Raw genomic sequence first — 17978 nt, 5'->3', positions numbered from 1 at the left:
CGCGGCAGTAGCACACCGAACAACGAGGCATAATATCGACATGGAATCGCAAATTATCGAAATCGGCGTCACCGACTGGCAGGTGGCGGAGCCGAATCCCGCATGGATCGCAGGCCTGGAAAGCGGCAAGGTGCTGTATTTCCCGCAGTTGCCGTTCGTGCTGTTGCCGGAAGAGAAAGTCTTGCTGGATCCTGAAATCCGTAATCCCAAGGTCCGCAACATCAGTCTGGACGCTGCCGGTCACCTGAAAGGCGCGGTCGGCGACACCGCCACGCAACTGGCGCTGGCGCTGATGATCGGACGTTTCCGCGAACAGGCGCAGTCGCTGGTGTATTCACTGCTGCCGAAATACCAGGGCGCGCTGCGCCTGGCGCCGACCAGCTATCGTCCGACCCAGGTCGAGACGCGCGCGCAATCCTGGCGTGCCGATGACCGCCGCCTGCATGTCGACGCCTTTCCTTCGCGACCGAATTACGGCGAGCGCATCCTGCGCGTGTTCAGCAACATCAATCCCGACGGCGTGCCGCGCGTCTGGCGTGTCGGCGAGCCGTTCGAAACCGTGGCGCGCAAGTTCGTGCCGCGCGCCAAGCCTTATGTCGCGTGGCAAGCCAAGGTGCTCAAGGCGCTGCACGTGACCAAATCCCTGCGCAGCGAATACGATCACCTGATGCTGCAGCTGCATGACGGCATGAAAGGCGACATGGCCTATCAGGAAAGCGCCGGCCAGGTCACCATGCCGTTCGCGGCCGGCTCGGTCTGGGTGTGCTTCTCGGACCAGGCGTCGCATGCCGTGATGTCCGGTCAGTACATGCTCGAGCAGACACTGCACCTGCCCGCCGAAAAGCAATATGATCCCGCCGCCAGCCCGCTCGCCATCCTGAGCAAACTCACCGGACGTCAGCTGGTTTGATGCGCCTGCTTTATTCCGCGCTCTGGTGGGTCGGCTTGCCGTTCGTGTTATTGCGCTTGTGGCGGCGCGGCCGCAAGGAGCCCGGCTACCGGCAGCACATTGGCGAGCGCCTTGGCTTTTACGATCAATCCAGCCGGCGCACGCTGCCGCCGCTGATCTGGGTGCATGCCGTCTCGGTCGGCGAAACGCGTGCGGCGCAACCGCTGATCGAAGCCTTGCTGCAAACCTATCCGCAACACACGATCCTGCTCACGCACATGACCGCCACCGGCCGTGCGACCGGGCAGCAGTTGTTCGCGGCCCAGGGCGAACGCGTGATCCAGAGTTACCTGCCGTACGACACCGCTTGGATGTGCGCACGCTTCCTGCGCCATTTCAAGCCGCAGATCTGCATCCTGATGGAAACCGAAGTCTGGCCAAACATGGTGCGCCAATGCGTGCGCGCCGGCGTGCCGGTGATGCTCGCCAACGCCCGCTTGTCGGCGCGTTCGTTGCGACGCGGCCAGCGGTTCGGCGCCATCCTGCTGGAAGCTGCGGCAGGCATCGATTGCGTCGCCGCGCAGTCGGAACAGGACGCCGAAAGATTGCGCCTGTTCGGCGCGCGGCAAGTGCATGTGACCGGCAGCATCAAATTCGACGTTGAAGCACCAGCTGAAATGATTGCGCTGGGCAAGCAATGGCGCGCGCAGTTCGGCGAACGTCCGGTGCTGCTGTGCGCCAGCACGCGCGAAGGAGAGGAAGCGTTGATCCTCGACGCACTGGTCAACGTCCCCGACCGGAATTTCCTGACGGTAATCGTGCCGCGCCATCCGCAGCGTTTCGACGAAGTTGCATCGATGATTTCCGCGCGCGGGTTTGTCATGCAGCGGCGTTCCACGCTCGGTGGCGCAGCGGTGGCTGCCGATACGGCTGTCGTGCTGGGTGATTCGATGGGCGAAATGGCCGCTTACTACGCTGCTTGTGAAACGGCCTTCATCGGTGGCAGCTTGTTGCCGCTGGGCGGACAAAATCTGATCGAAGCCAGCGCATTGGGAATCCCGGTGCTGATCGGCGAGCACACCTTCAATTTCCAGATGATCAGCGACGATGCCGTCATTGCCGATGCCGCGTTACGCGTGAACAGCGCAGCCGATATTTTGCAGCAGGCGCAGTCATTGTTTGCCGATAGCATACGGCGGACCGCCATGGCACAGCACGCCCAGGCCTTTGCGCGTCAGCATCAGGGAGCCACGGTGCGTACCATGGCGCTGTTGGATAAAATGATCAGGTAAAAATACGCGCGCAGAGCGATTCAAAAAGAATTTCAACAGGGGAATAAACAACATGCTTTCGATACCTATTCGACTAGGGCAATGGTTGCCGGTCTTGCTGTTGCTGCTGGCTGTCGGCTCCCATGCGCAGGATAGGTCTGCTCCCGCAGGTGATGAAATTCCGGTTCGCGAAATACAGGTCGCCGCAGAAGCTTTCGTGCGCGGCGCTGCCCTTCCTGCCTGGGTCGAACCGATTGCGCCACCGCTTACCAAACGCACCAATCCTTACGTCATCCGCCTGTGGGATACGCAATTCAGAGTCGACCGGCGCGCCAGTGTGTACGTCAACCGCGCCATCCAGATCAACGACGTGTCCCTGCTGACAGAAATGGGGCAGACCAATATCGATTTCGTCCCGCAATATCAAAAACTGAGCCTCCATAAAGTGCAGGTACTGCGCGGAAAGGATGTGCTGGACCAGACCCGTTCGGTGCGGGTCCGTTTCCTGCAGCGCGAGCTGGGCCTGGAGAACGGTGTCTACAGTGGCGCGGTCAGTGCTTCGCTGTTGATCAGCGACTTGCGTGTAGGCGACACGCTGCAGGTCAGCTACACCATTGAGGGAGCCAACCCCGTCTTTGAAGACCGCTACAGCGAATTCGCCGGAGTCGATGTCGATGCTCCCGTCGAGTTGCGCAGCGTCATACTGAGCCATCCGGTCAGCCGTGACATTCAATGGCGCATCCTCGGTGAGAAAGAACGCGGTAGTCTTCAGCCGAAAATTACCGAAGCGGCCGGCTGGCGCAAATTGCGGTTCACATTGCAACCGAATGAAGGGATCGACTACGAGCCTGGCATTCCCGGCGACTATATCGCTTATCGTCAGCTCCAATTTTCCGAATTCAAGAATTGGAATGAGGTCGCTCGCTGGGCTGTCGGCCTGTTTCCCCGACTGGAAAAGACGCCGCCGGAACTGCAACCGCTGATCGCGCAATGGCGTACCTTGCCGACACCGGAGCAGCGCGCCGTGGCGGCGTTGCGATGGGTACAAAAGGAGATCCGTTATTTCTCCGTTTCCATGGGCGAGAGTTCGCATCGCCCCCATCCTCCGGGTGAAGTCCTGCAGCATCGCTTCGGCGATTGCAAGGACAAGGCCTATCTCCTGATGACACTGCTGCGCCAGCTCGATATGGACGCGAGTCCGCTGCTCTTGTCTGCCAGCCGGTCGAAGCTGCCTGCCAAAATGGCGCCGACGCCGCTGGCGTTCGACCACGTGATCGTGCAGTTGCGGCTGGATGGCAAGAATTTCTACCTTGACCCGACCTTGCTTGGACAAGCAGGCGGCCTGGACACGATGGGGGTGCGCTATGACGGCGCAGCGAGCCTGGTGGTCGCACCTGAGACCGTTGCGCTGACGAACATCGAATGGCCGGGAAAGCTGGATCTCAATACCGTAGAGCTGAACGAGACCATGAGCCTGGCCAGCTTTGGCGGCGCTGCCGTGATGGACGTGACCTGGACTTGGCGGGGCCTGGATGCCGAGGCAATGAGAAACGTCTTTCCACGTCTGAACCCGGAACAGACCAAGAAATATGCGCTTGGGCAGTATGAGCGCCGTTATCCGGGCATCGACCTTACGCAAGCGCCGGTTTTTCAGGATGATGCGAGCAACAATCGGGTGTACTTCAAGGCGCGCTACACAATTCCTAAGGCTGCGAGCGAATACGAACGCAGCTGGTTCATCAAGTTCGTGCCGGGCAATTTCATCGATTCGTTCAGCTTGCCGAAAAACTTCCGGCGTCAATTCCCGGCGGTATTCACGCGCGCGCCCTATCGCGCCAAATACAAACTTGTGATCAACTGGCCGGATAGTGTCGCGGTGTTGCGGGATCCTGTGAATCGACGCGTACGTAACCAGTTTTTCGAATTGGAGCAGCAACGAAGTTTTCGAGGTAACGTGTCGACCTTCGAGGCTTCGCTCACGATGTTGACGGAGCAGGCCGTACCGGACGATTTGCCCAAGCTGTCAAAGGAGATCGATCAGCTCAATGGCGTGATCCCGCGCGTCGAGTATGTTGACGCCAACGCGATCAAGAAGAGTGGCGTGCTCGGATTCGGCGGCACCACGCTGCAGGACAACATCAAGAAGCGTTTGCAGCAGACGATCACGCAGTTGAGCCGGACCATCCAGGGGGGCGTACTGAAAGGCGACGATCTGGCGGAAGCGTTGTGCGCCCGCGCCGAAGCATTGGCTGACATCGGCACACCGGAGAAAGGCATGGAAGATGCCGGCGAAGCAGTGCGGATTGCTCCTTCGCTGGCGCGCGCCTGGGAGTGCCGCGGCCACCTGTACCTGGACAATGCCAGTTTTGAAAAAAGTATTCCTGATTTCACCAAGGCGTTGACGCTTGGCACGGATGAGGCTAACGTTTTTCAGCGGCGCGGCATTGCGCGTTTTTATCTCGGCAAGTACAACGAAGCCGAAGCGGACTTTGCCAAAGCCGTCGAGGCGGCCGGCCGCAAGGATGACGTCAACCTCTATCCTGTCCTGTGGCAAGCGTGGACTCAATTGCGACTGGGGCGACCATTGTCGGCGGAAGTTCTGCGCCAGGCCGGAAATAAGAATGCCCTCAATTGGCCGCACGCAGCGTTGGCGTTGCTGGCTTCACGAATGACGCCCGACCAGGTGCTCGAGGAAGTCAGGCGCAAGCAAGGTGATGATCGTGAAATGGCATTGGCGGAGGCGTGGTTTTACATCGGCCAGTATTACGTGGTGAAAGGTGACACCGCGCAAGCCCGAGCGGCGTTTGAAAAGACGCGTGCGCAGGGTGTCACGGTATTTACCGAACATGCTGCGGCACTGTGGGAGCTGGAGCGTCTGAACAAAGCATCGCAGCAAAAATAGATCTACTGCGTCGAGTAACGCGCAACAAAAAACGCCCCTGAAAAGGGGCGTTTTTCGTTACCGCACGAAGAGGTATTTACTTCGGTCCGGATGGCGCTGCCGCCACCGACACCGTCGTCTCATTCAACCCACCACCCAGCGCACGATACAAATCGATCGCATTATTCAGACGCAATTGACGCGCCTGGATCAGCGCCTGCTGCGCCGAGAACAGATCACGCTGCGCGTCGAGCTGGTCGAGCGAGGAGGCAATGCCGTTCTTGTAGCGCAGGTCGGTCAGGTTCAGACGTTCCTGTTGTGCCTTCAGGAAGGCTTCCTGTGCTTCGATCTGTTCATCCAGCGTGCCACGCGCCACCAGTGCATCGGCAACTTCGCGGAAAGCCGTTTGAATGGTTTTCTCGTACGTTACGATCGCCTGGTTCTTGCGCACTTCCGCCACATCCAGATTCGCGCTGTTGCGGCCGAAGTCGAAGATCGGCAAGCTCAGTTGCGGGCCGTAGGACCACGCGCCGGAGCCGGAATCGAACAAGCCGCCCAGCGAGCTGCTGGCGCTGCCGAAGGAGCCGGTCAGGCTGATGCGCGGGAAGAACGCGGCACGGGCGGCGCCGATGTTGGCGTTGGCGGCCAGCAGCTTTTGCTCGGCCGAACGGATGTCCGGACGACGCGCCAGCAGATCCGACGGCACGCCAGCCGGAATGTCGGTGACGATGTTTTGCAGCGACAGATCCTGGCCTGCAGGCAGGTCCTTGACGTTGGTGCCGACCAGCAGCGTCAAGGCGTTTTCCGCCTGGGCGCGCTGGCGCAGCAGCGTTGCTACCGAGGTGCGGGCGGATTGCACCAGCGTGTCGGACAACCGCAGGTCAAGCGCCGACGAGGCGCCGACGTCGAAACGTTTTTGCGCCAGGCCGAGGTTGGATTGACGGCTTTCCAGCGTCTGCTGGGCCAGCTTCAGTTGCTCGGCATAGGAACGCTCGGTCAGGTAAGCCTGGGCTACTTGCGACACCAGGCTGATCTGCACCGATTGCTTGGCTTCTTCAGTCGACAGGTAAGTCGCCAGCGCCGCATCCTTCAGGCTGCGGACGCGGCCGAAGAAGTCCAGTTCATACGCAGGAACTGCCAGGCCGACCTGGTAGCTCTTGGTGATCAACGGTGAACCGGTGGTCGACTGGCTGGACGACAAACGGGTGCGGGACTCGCTGCCGGTGGCGTTCAGCGTAGGGAGCAGATCGGCACGAGCGATCTGGTACTGCGCGCGGGCTTCTTCGATGTTCAGCGCGGCAGTGCGCAGGTCGCGGTTGTTTTCCAGCGCGGCCGCGATCAGCGCCTGCAGGCGCTGGTCAGGGAAGAACTGGCGCCAGCCCAGGGTGGCGGCGTCGTACGCCGCCTGGCCCTTGGCGTCGGCCGGATAGCTGCCTTCGACCGGCGCTTGCGGACGCTCGTAGGTCGGCGCCAGCGTGCAGCCGGACAATACACCGACCACCAGCATGGCTGCGCTCAACTGCTTCAGGCGCAGGGTGGGAAACTTAAACATTCTTATCCTCCACATCGATATTGTGATGGGCAGCGTCAGGCTTTGCCTTGCTGCCTTTGAAGATCTTGCGCACGACGACGAAGAAGATCGGGACCAGGAACACGGCCAGTACGGTCGCCGTGATCATCCCGCCCATCACGCCGGTACCGATGGCGCGTTGGCTGGCGGAGCCGGCGCCGCTGGCGATGACCAGCGGCAGCACGCCGAGGATGAACGCCAGCGAAGTCATGATGATCGGACGGAAGCGCAGGTGCACCGCTTCCAGCGTCGCTTCGATCAGGCCCATGCCTTGTGCTTGCAGATCCTTGGCGAACTCGATGATCAGAATCGCGTTCTTCGCCGACAAGCCGACCACCGCAATCATCCCGACCTTGAAGTACACGTCGTTAGGCATGCCGCGCAGCGTCACGCCCAGCAGTGCGCCGAGAATACCCAGCGGCACCACCAGCATCACCGCCAGCGGGATCGAGGTGCTTTCGTACAGCGCAGCCAGCACCAGGAACACGGCGATCAGCGACAGCGCATACAGTGCCGGCGCTTGCGAACCCGAGGTCTTTTCTTCCAGCGACTGGCCGGTCCATTCGAAGCCGAAACCGTCCGGCAGCTTGGCGACGAAGCCTTCCATTTCCGACATTGCTTCACCGGTGCTGCGGCCAGGTGCTGCGCCGCCGGCGATCTTCATTGCCGGATAACCGTTGTAGCGAATCAGCTGCACAGGGCCGTTGATCCACTTCGAGGTCGTGAAGGCCGAGAACGGCACCATGGTTCCACCGCTGTTGCGGGCATACAGCCCGGCCAGATCTTCCGGTTGCAGACGACGCTTGGCGTCGGCCTGGACGATCACGCGCTGTTGACGACCCTGGTTCGGGAAGTCGTTGACGTAGGACGAACCCAATGCCGTCGACAGCACGCTGTTGATGGTCGAGAACGGCACGCCCAGAGCGTTAGCCTTGTCGCGGTCGATGTCCAGTTGCAGCTGCGGCGCATCTTCCAGACCTTCAGGACGCACACCCGCCAGCACCTTGCTTTGCGAAGCCATGCCGAGGATCTGGTTGCGCGCCTGCACCAGGGCGTTGTGGCCCAGGCCTGCACGGTCCTGCAGACGGAAGGTGAAACCGGTCGCGTTACCCAGTTCAGGGATAGGCGGCGGGTTCAGCGGGAACACGATCGCATCCTTGATCTGCGAGAAGGCGCCGAAAGCACGACCGGCCACTGCATCCGCCGATTGCGTCTTGTCGCGTTCGCTCCAGTCCTTCAGCGGGGTGAACACCAGACCGGCATTCTGACCGTTACCCGAGAAGCTGAAACCGGCAATCGCCACGACGTGCTCGACCGCAGGTTGCTTGAGGTAATAGTTTTCGATGGTCTTGATCACTTCCAGCGTACGCCCGGTGCTGGCGCCTGGCGGCAACTGCACGTTGGTGATGATGTAGCCCTGATCTTCGTTCGGCAGGAACGAAGCCGGCAGGCGCACATACAGCAAGCCCACGCAGGCCACGATCAGCGCGTACACGATCATGTAGCGGCCGGACTTGGTCAGCATCTTGCCGATGAAGCCCTGATACCCGGTGGCAGTCTTGTTGAAGCGACGATTGAACCAGCCGAAGAAGCCGCGCTTCTCGTGATGATGGCCCTTTTCGACCGGCAGCAGGATGGTTGCGCACAATGCCGGCGTCAGCGTGAACGCCATCAGCACCGAGAACACCATCGACGCCACCATCGCCAGCGAGAACTGGCGATAAATCGCGCCAACCGCACCGCCGAAGAACGCCATCGGGATGAACACGGCGATCAGCACCAGCGTGATGCCGATCAGCGCGCCGGTGATCTGGCCCATCGCCTTGCGGGTTGCTTCCTTGGGCGACAAACCTTCTTCGCTCATGATGCGTTCGACGTTTTCGACCACCACGATCGCATCATCGACCAGGATACCGATCGCCAGCACCATACCGAACATGGTCAGCACGTTGATCGAGAAGCCGAAGACGAACAAGGTTGCAAACGTACCCATCAGCGCGACCGGCACGACGATGGTCGGGATGATGGTGTAGCGGATATTCTGCAGGAACAGGAACATCACCAGGAACACCAGCACGATCGCTTCGATCAGGGTCTTGACCACTTCTTCGATCGAGATCTTGACGAACTTGGAGGTGTCGTAAGGGATGGTGTACTTCACGCCGGCCGGGAAATACTTGGACAGCTCTTCCATCTTCTTGTGCACGGCGGTTGCGGTGCCCAGCGCGTTCGCGGTCGGCGACAACTGCACGCCGATGAACGAGCTCGGCTTGCCGTCGAGGCGGCCGGAGGTGTCGTATGACTGGCCGCCGACTTCAATGCGGGCGACGTCGCGCATGCGCACCGACGAACCGTCTGCATTGGCGCGCAGGACGATGTTGCCGAACTGTTCCGGGCTGGTCAGCTGGCCGTTCACGACCACGGTCGCAGAAATCTGCTGCGAGGTCGGGCTCGGCAAGGCGCCCAGCGTACCGCCGGCCACCAGCGCATTTTGTGCGGTGATGGCGGCAGTCACGTCGGCTGGAGTCAGGTTCAGGCCGATCAGCTTGTTCGGATCGATCCAGATGCGCATCGCGCGTTCGGTACCGAACAGCTGTGCCTGGCCGACGCCGGGAACGCGTTTGACTTCGTTGAGGACGTTACGCGACAGATAGTCGCCCAGCGCCACCGGATCAAGTTTGCCGTCGGTCGACGACAAACCGATGAACAGCAGGAAGTTGCTGCGCGACTTGGTGACCTGCACACCTTGTTGCGTCACGGCTGCCGGCAGACGCGCTTCGACGCGCTTCAGGCGGTTCTGCACGTCCACCGCTGCCAGGTCGGCGTTGGTGGCGGGCGAGAAGGTCACCGTGATTTGTACCTGGCCGTTGGCCTGGCTTTGCGACTCCATGTATTGCAAGCCGTCGGCGCCGTTCATTTCCTGTTCGATCAGGCTGGTCACCGAATCGTCGAGGGTTTGCGCGGTCGCGCCCGGATACGTCGCCGTGATCACGATGGTCGGCGGCGCAATGCTCGGATACTGGGAGACGGGCAGGCCGGTAATGGCCAGCGCGCCCGCCAGTATGATGAAGATTGCTAGCACCCACGCAAATACGGGGCGATCAATAAAGAACTTTCCCATCTGACAGCCTCTTAGTTAGCTTTGGTTGCGGCGTCCTGCTTGGCTGGCGCCGCTGCAGGTGCAGCGGTTGCCGCGGTTGCAGAAGATGCGCCAGCTGAGCCGGCATCGGCGGCAGGACCCTTCCACGGCACCGGTTTGACCGGCGCGCCCGGCTTGGTCTTCTGGATACCTTCGACGATGACGCGGTCGCCGGCTTTCAGTCCATCCGTGACGATCCAGCTATTGCCTTGGGCCGAACCGGTCTTGACCGGACGCGCCGCGACCTTGTTGTCGTCGCCGACCACAAACACCGACGAACCGTTCAGGTCGCGCATGACCGCTTGTTGCGGCACCACGATGGCGGATTCGTTGACCGCTTGCTCAAGTTGCGCGCGCACATACATGCCCGGCAACAGCGTGCGGTTCGGGTTCGGGAACTCGGCGCGGATGGTCACTGCGCCGGTGGTGGCGTCGACTGTGATGTCCGAGAACAGCAGCTTGCCCGGCAGCGGGTAAGGACGGCCGTCGTCGGTCACCAGCGTGACCTTGGCCTTGCCCTGGCCGACGGTCTTCAACTGGCCGCTGGACATGGCTTGCTGCAGTTTGAGCAGGTCGGTGCTCGATTGCGTCAGGTTGACGTAGATCGGGTCGAGCTGCTGCACCACCGCCAATTGCGTGGCGTCGCCCTGGCCGACCAGTGCGCCTTCAGTCACCAGCGCGCGGCCGATGCGGCCCGAGATCGGCGAGGTCACAGTGGCGTAGCCCAGGCTCAGGCCAGCGGTCTGCACGGCTGCCTTGCCGGCGGCGACATCGGCTTCCGCTTGCTTCTGCGAAGCGACGGCGTCGTCATATTCCTGCTTGCTGACGGCGTTGACTTCGACCAGCGGCTTGTAGCGTTGTGCCTTCAGCGAGGCTTGCGTCAGCGACGCCTGGCTCTTTGCCAGCGTGGCTTGCGCGCTGTCGTAGTTGGCTTTGAATGTCGCCGGATCGATGCGGTAGAGCACCTCGCCGGCCTTGACTTCGCTACCTTCGCGGAACGTGCGCTTGAGGATGATGCCGGCTACGCGAGCGCGGACTTCGGCAACGCGCGTGGCTTCCAGGCGGCCCGGCAGTTCGTTGCTGATGGTGACGCGCTCAGGCGCGATGGTGACCACGGACACTTCGCCCGGCGGCATGCCTGCGCCGGCCTGGGCGTTCGGTTTTTGACCGCAGGCTGCGAGGGCGGCTGCTGCGACGACGGTAAGGGTAAGGCGCGTGAAACGACTAACTGAGCTCATAAATATCTCGCACGGTAGGTAGAGTTGAAGCTGCACATGCAGCTGGTGATTCGAATACGGTAATTAAATTGCTGAAATTAAATTACTGATATTGCTGAATATAGCTTTGGAACAATTACGGAGTAATTACGGAACGAATACAGAGTGAATGCAGTGTGAATACAGAGTGAATACCAGAAACGCGATTGAAAATAATGGGTGCTGCGACAGAACCAAGAAGATAACGCAAAAATTGTTGCAGTGCAGAAAAGACAGCAGACAGGTGAAACAAAAGAAAGCGATCGTAAAAACGCCCAAGCGGCCATTGAAATCCGGTGCTATTATACATACATTCTTGTATGTATGTATCTGATTGATGTATCGCAATATGTCGAAAGACAATGCGACGATACTTTCAGAAACATGCAAAACATGCAGATTTTCGCGAAAACGCCTCTTTGTCAAAGAGAACTGCGGCAGTCTGTCTTTATCGCACAACGAAGGTGCACGGAGATTGCAATGAACTCAACATTTATGTCCATCACATCCTACGCGGTCTGCTGATATGGCCCGCTCGACCAAGGAAGAAGCCCTCGAAACCCGCTCGCGTATTCTCGATGCCGCCGAACAAGTTTTTTACGAGCGCGGCGTCTCGCATACCTCGCTGGCCGACGTCGCCAAGGCCGCCGACGTCACGCGCGGCGCAATCTACTGGCACTTCAAGAACAAGAGCGACCTGTTCGACGCCATGTGCGATCGCGTGCGCCTGCCGATGGAAGCCATCATGGAAGCGAACGCCGACGAGCGCGTCACCGATCCGCTCGGCGAGTTCATCAAGGGCGGCGTCTACGTGCTCAAGCAGGCCGCGACCGATCCACGTTGTCGCAAGGTCTTCGACATCATTTTCAACAAGTGCGAATTCGTCGACCACAACGATCCCATCCTGATGCGCCAGCGCGAATGCAAGATGCAAGGCATGCTGCGCATGGAGCAAATTCTCGCCAACGCAATCTCTCGCGGACAGTTGCCGCCCAACCTGAATATCCGTCGCGCCTGCCTGATGGCGCATGCGATGTTCAGCGGCTTGCTGGCCGACTGGTTCTTTTCGCCCGACAGCTTCGATCTGGAGCTGGAAGCCGAGAGCCTGCTGACCGCCTGCATTCACGCCATCAAGACGGCGCCGACGCTGCTCCGCTGAACAGCGCATTCGAACGTCAGGGGGAAGGCGCGCCCAGCAGCAGGTTGATCTGTGCGAGGTCTTCCTCTTTCAGGCTGCCGGCGGCCGACTTCAGTTTCAATCCATTCATCAGCGTGTCGTAACGCGCCCGGGCCAGATCGCGCCGGGTTGAAAACAGCTGTTGCTGCGCGTTCAGCACGTCGATGTTGATGCGCACGCCGACCTGGTAGCCGAGGCGATTCGATTCCAGCGCCGACAGGCTCGAGACTTCCGCCGCTTCGTACGCCTTCACCTGCGACAAACCGTTGCTCACGCCGAGATAGGCCTGGCGCGCGTTGAGCACGGCGGTGCGTCGTGCATTCTCCAGATCCGAGCGGGACTTGTCGGCCAGCGCGATCGATTCATCCACCTTGCTACTGACGCTGAAACCCGAGAACAACGGAATATTCCATTGCACGCCGATCGAGTTGGCGTAGCCGCGGCCATTGGTGTAGGGCGTCAACTGGCTGTTCTGGTTGGTGTAATTGCGGCCGGCCACGAGGTCGACCGTGGGCGTATGGCCGGCGCGGTTGCGGCGGATTTCGCTCTGGGCGATTTCCAGCGATACCTGCTGCGCCACCACGCTGTAATTCTGCTGTTCCGCGCTGGCGATCCAGGGATCGATCATGGACGGCTGCGGCAGGCTCAGTTGCACGTTGGGGCGCAGCGCCGACAGCGGCGTCGGCGGCTGGCCGATGATCTGCTGCAGTTTGCTCAGCGCTACTTCGAGGTCGTTCTGCGCAGCGATTTCCTGAGCACCTGCGAGATCGTAGCGCGCCTGCGCTTCATTGGTGTCGGTGATGGTGGCGGTGCCGACCTCGAAGTTGCGTTTGGCCGAGGCCAGTTGCTCCGAAATGGCGATCCTTTGCGCGCGCAGGAAACCTAGCGCGTCCTGTGCCGCCAGCACGTCGAAGTACGCCTGGCCGACGCGCAGGATCAGGTCTTGCTGGGCCTGCGCGAATTGCGCCTCGCTCACGGCCACCGACAATTTTCCCTGCTGGTAGGTTTCCCAATTGGCCCAGCGCAGCAGCGGCTGCGTCAGCTGCAGCGTATAGGTGTTGGCCGAATTCTGCATGGTGTCGCCGGAGCGCGTATAGCTGCCGCCCACGCCGACGGTGGGCAGGATGGCGGCGCGGCCCTGGGTGATCTTTTCTTCGCCGGCGCGCAGCGCATACCGCGCACTCTGGTAGACCGGATCATTTGCCAGCGCTTGCTGATAGACCTGCACCAGATCGGCGGCGGCGGCATGCGTCGAAGCACCCAGCAGGGCGGCTGTCAGCAGCGGGACGAGTAGGACTTGACGCATACGTTGAATTCTCTGGAGAAGAGGTGAAACTCCCTGCTTGCGCCACCTCGGCGCAGCGGCGGAAATGATCCGACGCTGCGCACGGTGGACCGCGCGACTCGCGAAACCACCATATTGCTGCGGCCTGGCGCTGCTAAACAGGGGATGGATCAGTACGTCGGCATTGCCGTGTCGACCTGCTTGGCCCAGGCGTGGATGCCGCCGGTCAGGTTGGTCACATTGGCAAAGCCCTGGCGCTCCAGGAACGCGGCAACTTGCATGCTGCGGGCGCCGTGGTGGCAGATGCACACCACGGGCTGTTCTTCGTCCAGTTCGGAAAAGCGGCCGGGAATCGTGTTCATCGGCATCAGCTGGGCAGCATCGATGCGACAGGTCTCGAATTCCCATGGCTCGCGCACATCAAGCAGCAGGGGTGTCGGGCGGTCCGGGTCGGCGATCCAGGCGGCCAGTTCCGGTGCGGTGATGTGCTCCATGCAGATATCCTAGAAAGTGAAGTGGGAGTGCTCGCTGGCCGCATGCAGAGGCTTGGCCATCAGTTCAAATACGTCGACGGTGTCGTAGACCTGGTCGGACGTGCGGGTGATCACCTGCAGCGACATGACCGGCGCTTCGCCGATGATCGCCAGGACGCGGCCGCCGACCTTGATTTGCTTCAGGAAAGCGTCCGGCAGGAACGGCAGCGCGCCGGAAATCACGATCACGTCGTATTCGCCTTGCCAGCCTTGGGCGCCGTTGCCGAGCTCGACGCTGACATTGGTCACGCCGTAGCCGGACAGGTTTTCTTCAGCCATTGCCTTGAGCGCCGGGTCAATCTCGACGGTGGTCACGTGACGCGCCTTGGAGGCCAGCAGCGCCGCCATGTAGCCGGAGCCGGCGCCGATTTCCAGCACCTGCTCGTGTTTCTTGACGTTGGCTTCCTGCAGGATGCGCGCTTCGACCTTCGGCGCCAGCATGCTTTCGCCGCCCGGCAGCGGGATCTCGGTATCGAAGAAGGCCAGGCTGCGATGTGCGGCCGGGACGAATTCCTCGCGCCGGACCACGGTCAGAAGGTCCAGTACATCTTGCGCCAGCACATTCCAAGGGCGGATTTGCTGTTCGATCATGTTGAAGCGGGCTTGTTCGATATTCATGGCAGTGGGCTCAATAGCGACGTAAAGGCAGCATTTTATCAAACCCCGGCGCTCTGAGACAGCGCCGGGCTGTTGCTTTCGGGGCCGCAGCGGGGAATTCAGCGAATTTATCGCTTGCCGATTCCTCCGCCATGCTTGCAAAACGGAAATAGTCAGGATGCATGCTCATCCTCCGCATTGTCATCTACTACTGCGGCGCCGAACCATTTGCGCTTGACCCAGGCGCCGAGGTCGTCCAGGTAGGTGTACGCCACCGGCACCACCACCAGCGTCAGCAGCGACGAGGTAATGATGCCGCCGATCACTGCCTGGCCCATCGGCGCGCGCTGTTCCGACCCCTCGGCGATGCCGAAGGCCAGCGGCACCATGCCGAACACCATCGCCAGCGTGGTCATCAAAATCGGCCGCAGGCGCACATGGGCGGCTTCCAGCAGCGCCGCTCCGCGCTCCATGCCTTCCCTGCGCGCCTGATTGGCGAAGTCCACCAGCAGGATCGCGTTCTTGGTCACCAGCCCCATCAGCATGATGAAGCCGATGATGGAAAACATGTTCAGCGTCGAGCGGAAGAACATCAGCGCCAGGAACACGCCGATCAGCGTCAGCGGCAGCGATGACATGATGGCGATCGGCTGCAGGAAGCTGGCGAATTGCGATGCCAGGATCATGTAGATGAACACCACCGCCAGCGCCAGTGCACCCAATGCGTAGCCGAAGGATTCGTTCATGCTTTTGGTCGAGCCGCCGATCTGGTAGCGATAGCCGGGCGGCCAGTTGACCTTGTCCAGCATGAGCTTGATGTCAGCGTTGACCTGGCCGGCGGAACGGCCGGCGGCGTTGGCCGACAATTCCACTTCGCGGTTGAGGTCGCGCCGGTTGATCTGGTTGGCGCCGACCGTGTTGCGGATGTCGGCCACCTGGCGCAGCGGCACCATGCGCGGCGTGCCGTCGGTATTGTTGAAGCTGCTGGCCAGCATCATGCGCGACAGATCGTCGACCGTATTGCGATCGGTCGGCGCCAGGCGCACGTTGACGTCGTAGTTCTCATCGTCGGGCGCACGCCAGCTGCTGGCGGCTTCGCCGGCCAGTAAAGGGCGCAGGGCGTTGCCGATCTGCGCCACGCCGACGCCGAGGTCGGAGCCGATGTCGCGCTTCGGTTCGATCGAGATGGTCGGCTTTTGCGGCTTCAGGCTGGAGTCGAGATCGGCCACGCCGGGGATCGCGCGCAACCTGGTCTGGACTTCTTCCGACAGGCGTCCGAGCTGATCCAGGTCCGGCCCCAGCAGGCTGAAGCGCACCTGCTTGTTGTCACCGCCGACACCGTCGAGCGTGCCGATGTGGGTGACCGTGATGCCGGCCACGCGCGTGAGCCGTTCACGCAATTGCGGCGCCAGTTGCGAAGTGCTCAGCTGGCGTTCCTTGCGCGGCTTGAGGCGGATGAATACGGTCGCGTAATTCTTGCCCTGCGAATTGCCTGTGTTGACGGTGCTGTAGGTGTCGACCACTTCCGGGAACTGGCGCAGCACGGTTTCGACCTGGTGCACCTTGGATTCGGTCAGTTCCAGCGACGAGCCGACCGGCGTATAGAAGGTCACGCCGCTTTCGGAATAATCGGCCTGCGGCACGAACTCGGAACCGATCAGTCCCGCCGCCGGCAGCGCCAGGCCCGCGACGAAACTCAGCAGCGCCAGCACCAGCGTCAGGATGCGATGGCGCAGCGACCACTTGAGCAGCTTCTGGTAACTCGCCGAGAGCCACTGCACCAGGCGTTCGAACTGATCGAGCACGCGGCCGATGGACTTGGCGTACCAGCCGTCCTTGCGTTTTTCACCGTGCACATCGGGGTCCGGCCAGATCGACGACAGCATCGGGTCCAGCGTGAACGAGACGAACATCGAGATCAGCACCGCCGCCGTCACCGTGATGCCGAACTGATGGAAGAAGCGGCCGATGATGCCGCCCATGAAGCCCACCGGCAAGAACACCGCGACGATGGAGAAGGTCGTCGCCAGCACCGCCAGGCCGATTTCCGCGGTGCCTTCCAGCGCCGCCATCTTGTGCGTCTTGAACTTGCCGTGCACCTTCATGCCGGCGTGGCGCACGATGTTTTCACGCACCACGATCGCATCGTCGATCAGCAAGCCCACGCACAGCGACAGCGCCATCAGCGTGATCATGTTGATGGTGAAGCCGAACATGTACATGAACAGGAAGGTGCCGATCAGCGCCACCGGCAGGGTCAGCCCGGTGATCACCGTCGAGCGCCAGGAATTGAGGAACAGGAACACGATCAGCACCGTGAGCGCCGCGCCTTCGAGCAGCGTGCGGCGCACGTTCTCGACGCCGGTGCGGATCTGGCGCGAGCTGTCCTTGATGACTTGCAGGCGCACGCCGGGATACAGTTTCTGCAGGTTCGGCTCCATGTCCTTGATGGCCTGCTTGAGGCCGTCGGCGACGTCGATGGTGTTCTGGCCCTGCGCCTTCAGGATATCCAGCGCGAGCGTGCGCTGGCCGTTGTAGAGCGCCAGCGTTTCCTGTTCTTCCTGGCCGTCGACCACGGTGGCGATCTGTTCCAGCGTGACCGGCTGGCTGCCGCGCCGCGCCACGATGATGCGCTTGAAATCTTCCGGATTCTTGACGCGACCCTGCACCTGCACCACCTTCTCGGCGTCGGCCATGCGGATCGCCCCGGTCGGCAATTCCTGGTTCTCGTTCTTGACGGCGGTGATGACCTGGTCGACGCCGATGCCGAGCGCTTCCATCTCGTTCGGCTTGACGTAGATGTTGATCTGGCGCTTGACGCCGCCCACCAGCGTCACCGAGCCGACGCCGCGCACGTTCTCCAGCCGCTTCTTGATGACCTGGTCGGAAATCGTGGTCAGTTCGCGCAGCGTGCGTGGACGGGTGTTGGGCGCAGCCGGGTCGTTGGTCACCGAGATCGAAAAGATCGGCTGGTCGGCCGGGTCGTAGCGCGTGATGCGCGGCTGGTCGACTTCCTTGCGGAAGGCCGCCTGCACCAGCGCGACTTTTTCGCGGACGTCCTGCGCGCCTTGCGCCGGGTCTACCGTGAGGTCGAACTCGACGATGACCACCGACAGGCCTTCATACGAATGCGAAGTCAGGCTATTGATGCCGTTGATGGTGTTGACGGTTTCTTCGATCTTGCGCGTGACGTCGGACTCGACATTCTCGGGCGAGGCGCCCGGATAGGTGGTCTGCACCACCACCACCGGGAAGGTGATGTCCGGGAACTGGTCGACGCGCAGGCGCTGGTAAGAGAACAGGCCGAGCACCACGAACGCCATCATCATCATGGTGGCGAGCACGGGATTGCCGATGCTGATGCGGGTGAACCACATGCG

11 protein-coding genes are annotated in these 17978 nt (G+C 61.3%); 4 read left to right on the top strand and 7 right to left on the bottom strand.

What is annotated here, in order from left to right; genetic code table 11:
* The first annotated feature begins 40 nt into the window (after window positions 1-40).
* From E4P32_RS17600 to E4P32_RS17590, 3 genes are read left to right on the top strand one after another with little or no spacing between them, the layout of a single operon-like run.
* Window positions 41-910 (top strand): Kdo hydroxylase family protein, encoded by an 870-nt coding sequence (locus tag E4P32_RS17600; protein ID WP_116436506.1) that lies wholly within the window; start codon window positions 41-43, stop codon window positions 908-910.
* Complete coding sequence (gene waaA / locus E4P32_RS17595) at window positions 910-2181, top strand: lipid IV(A) 3-deoxy-D-manno-octulosonic acid transferase (RefSeq protein ID WP_116436505.1); 1272 nt, start codon at window positions 910-912, stop codon at window positions 2179-2181. Before E4P32_RS17600 ends, waaA begins: the two co-directional genes overlap by 1 nt.
* A gap of 52 nt (window positions 2182-2233) precedes the next feature.
* Window positions 2234-5062, top strand: coding sequence for a DUF3857 domain-containing protein (locus tag E4P32_RS17590; RefSeq protein WP_116436504.1), 2829 nt, complete (start codon window positions 2234-2236; stop codon window positions 5060-5062).
* Window positions 5063-5138: 76 nt separating this feature from the next.
* Here E4P32_RS17590 and adeC read toward each other — a convergent pair whose 3' ends face one another.
* Genes adeC through E4P32_RS17575 form a run of 3 tightly spaced genes read right to left on the bottom strand, consistent with a single transcriptional unit; the run spans window position 5139 to window position 10988 of the window.
* Window positions 5139-6608 carry an AdeC/AdeK/OprM family multidrug efflux complex outer membrane factor gene (gene adeC / locus E4P32_RS17585; protein WP_116436503.1) on the bottom strand — a complete coding sequence of 490 codons (1470 nt, stop codon included), beginning with the start codon at window positions 6606-6608 and terminating at the stop codon, window positions 5139-5141.
* Window positions 6586-9732, bottom strand: a complete 3147-nt coding sequence (locus tag E4P32_RS17580) for an efflux RND transporter permease subunit (protein WP_116436502.1) — start codon at window positions 9730-9732, stop codon at window positions 6586-6588. The genes adeC and E4P32_RS17580 overlap by 23 nt, the downstream gene beginning before the upstream one ends.
* Window positions 9733-9743: 11 nt before the next feature.
* Window positions 9744-10988, bottom strand: coding sequence for an efflux RND transporter periplasmic adaptor subunit (locus E4P32_RS17575; protein ID WP_116436501.1), 1245 nt, complete (start codon window positions 10986-10988; stop codon window positions 9744-9746).
* Between the two features lie 544 nt (window positions 10989-11532).
* Here E4P32_RS17575 and E4P32_RS17570 point away from each other — a divergent pair.
* Window positions 11533-12165: a TetR family transcriptional regulator gene (locus E4P32_RS17570; RefSeq protein ID WP_135008759.1), complete on the top strand. Its 633-nt coding sequence runs from the start codon at window positions 11533-11535 to the stop codon at window positions 12163-12165.
* 16 nt (window positions 12166-12181) lie between these two features.
* Here E4P32_RS17570 and E4P32_RS17565 read toward each other — a convergent pair whose 3' ends face one another.
* The 4 genes from E4P32_RS17565 to E4P32_RS17550 form a co-directional block, all read right to left on the bottom strand.
* The gene (locus E4P32_RS17565; protein ID WP_116436499.1) at window positions 12182-13489 is read right to left on the bottom strand and encodes a TolC family outer membrane protein; all 1308 of its coding nucleotides are present in this window, start codon (window positions 13487-13489) and stop codon (window positions 12182-12184) included.
* 149 nt (window positions 13490-13638) lie between these two features.
* Complete coding sequence (locus E4P32_RS17560; RefSeq protein ID WP_116436498.1) at window positions 13639-13962, bottom strand: rhodanese-like domain-containing protein; 324 nt, start codon at window positions 13960-13962, stop codon at window positions 13639-13641.
* A gap of 9 nt (window positions 13963-13971) precedes the next feature.
* Complete coding sequence (locus E4P32_RS17555) at window positions 13972-14619, bottom strand: protein-L-isoaspartate O-methyltransferase (RefSeq protein ID WP_116436497.1); 648 nt, start codon at window positions 14617-14619, stop codon at window positions 13972-13974.
* A 152-nt stretch (window positions 14620-14771) separates the two neighbouring features.
* Window positions 14772-17975 (bottom strand): efflux RND transporter permease subunit, encoded by a 3204-nt coding sequence (locus tag E4P32_RS17550; protein WP_116436496.1) that lies wholly within the window; start codon window positions 17973-17975, stop codon window positions 14772-14774.
* Window positions 17976-17978 lie beyond the last annotated feature (3 nt).

It is taken from the genome of Herbaspirillum sp. 3R11 (genome assembly GCF_004563925.1).
GTDB lineage: Bacteria > Pseudomonadota > Gammaproteobacteria > Burkholderiales > Burkholderiaceae_D > Herbaspirillum.
The sequence above is the reverse complement of the archived record's forward strand: the minus strand, read 5'-3'. Positions and strand labels throughout refer to the sequence as shown.

Excerpts from the sequence above, each read along its gene's own strand:
- E4P32_RS17600 (WP_116436506.1), top strand. The coding sequence starts at position 41 with ATGGAATCGCAAATTATCGAAATCGGCGTCACCGACTGGCAGGTGGCG.
- waaA (WP_116436505.1), top strand. The coding sequence starts at position 910 with ATGCGCCTGCTTTATTCCGCGCTCTGGTGGGTCGGCTTGCCGTTCGTG.
- E4P32_RS17590 (WP_116436504.1), top strand. The coding sequence starts at position 2,234 with ATGCTTTCGATACCTATTCGACTAGGGCAATGGTTGCCGGTCTTGCTG.
- adeC (WP_116436503.1), bottom strand. The coding sequence starts at position 6,608 with ATGTGGAGGATAAGAATGTTTAAGTTTCCCACCCTGCGCCTGAAGCAG.
- E4P32_RS17580 (WP_116436502.1), bottom strand. The coding sequence starts at position 9,732 with ATGGGAAAGTTCTTTATTGATCGCCCCGTATTTGCGTGGGTGCTAGCA.
- E4P32_RS17575 (WP_116436501.1), bottom strand. The coding sequence starts at position 10,988 with ATGAGCTCAGTTAGTCGTTTCACGCGCCTTACCCTTACCGTCGTCGCA.
- E4P32_RS17570 (WP_135008759.1), top strand. The coding sequence starts at position 11,533 with ATGGCCCGCTCGACCAAGGAAGAAGCCCTCGAAACCCGCTCGCGTATT.
- E4P32_RS17565 (WP_116436499.1), bottom strand. The coding sequence starts at position 13,489 with ATGCGTCAAGTCCTACTCGTCCCGCTGCTGACAGCCGCCCTGCTGGGT.
- E4P32_RS17560 (WP_116436498.1), bottom strand. The coding sequence starts at position 13,962 with ATGGAGCACATCACCGCACCGGAACTGGCCGCCTGGATCGCCGACCCG.
- E4P32_RS17555 (WP_116436497.1), bottom strand. The coding sequence starts at position 14,619 with ATGAATATCGAACAAGCCCGCTTCAACATGATCGAACAGCAAATCCGC.
- E4P32_RS17550 (WP_116436496.1), bottom strand. The coding sequence starts at position 17,975 with ATGTGGTTCACCCGCATCAGCATCGGCAATCCCGTGCTCGCCACCATG.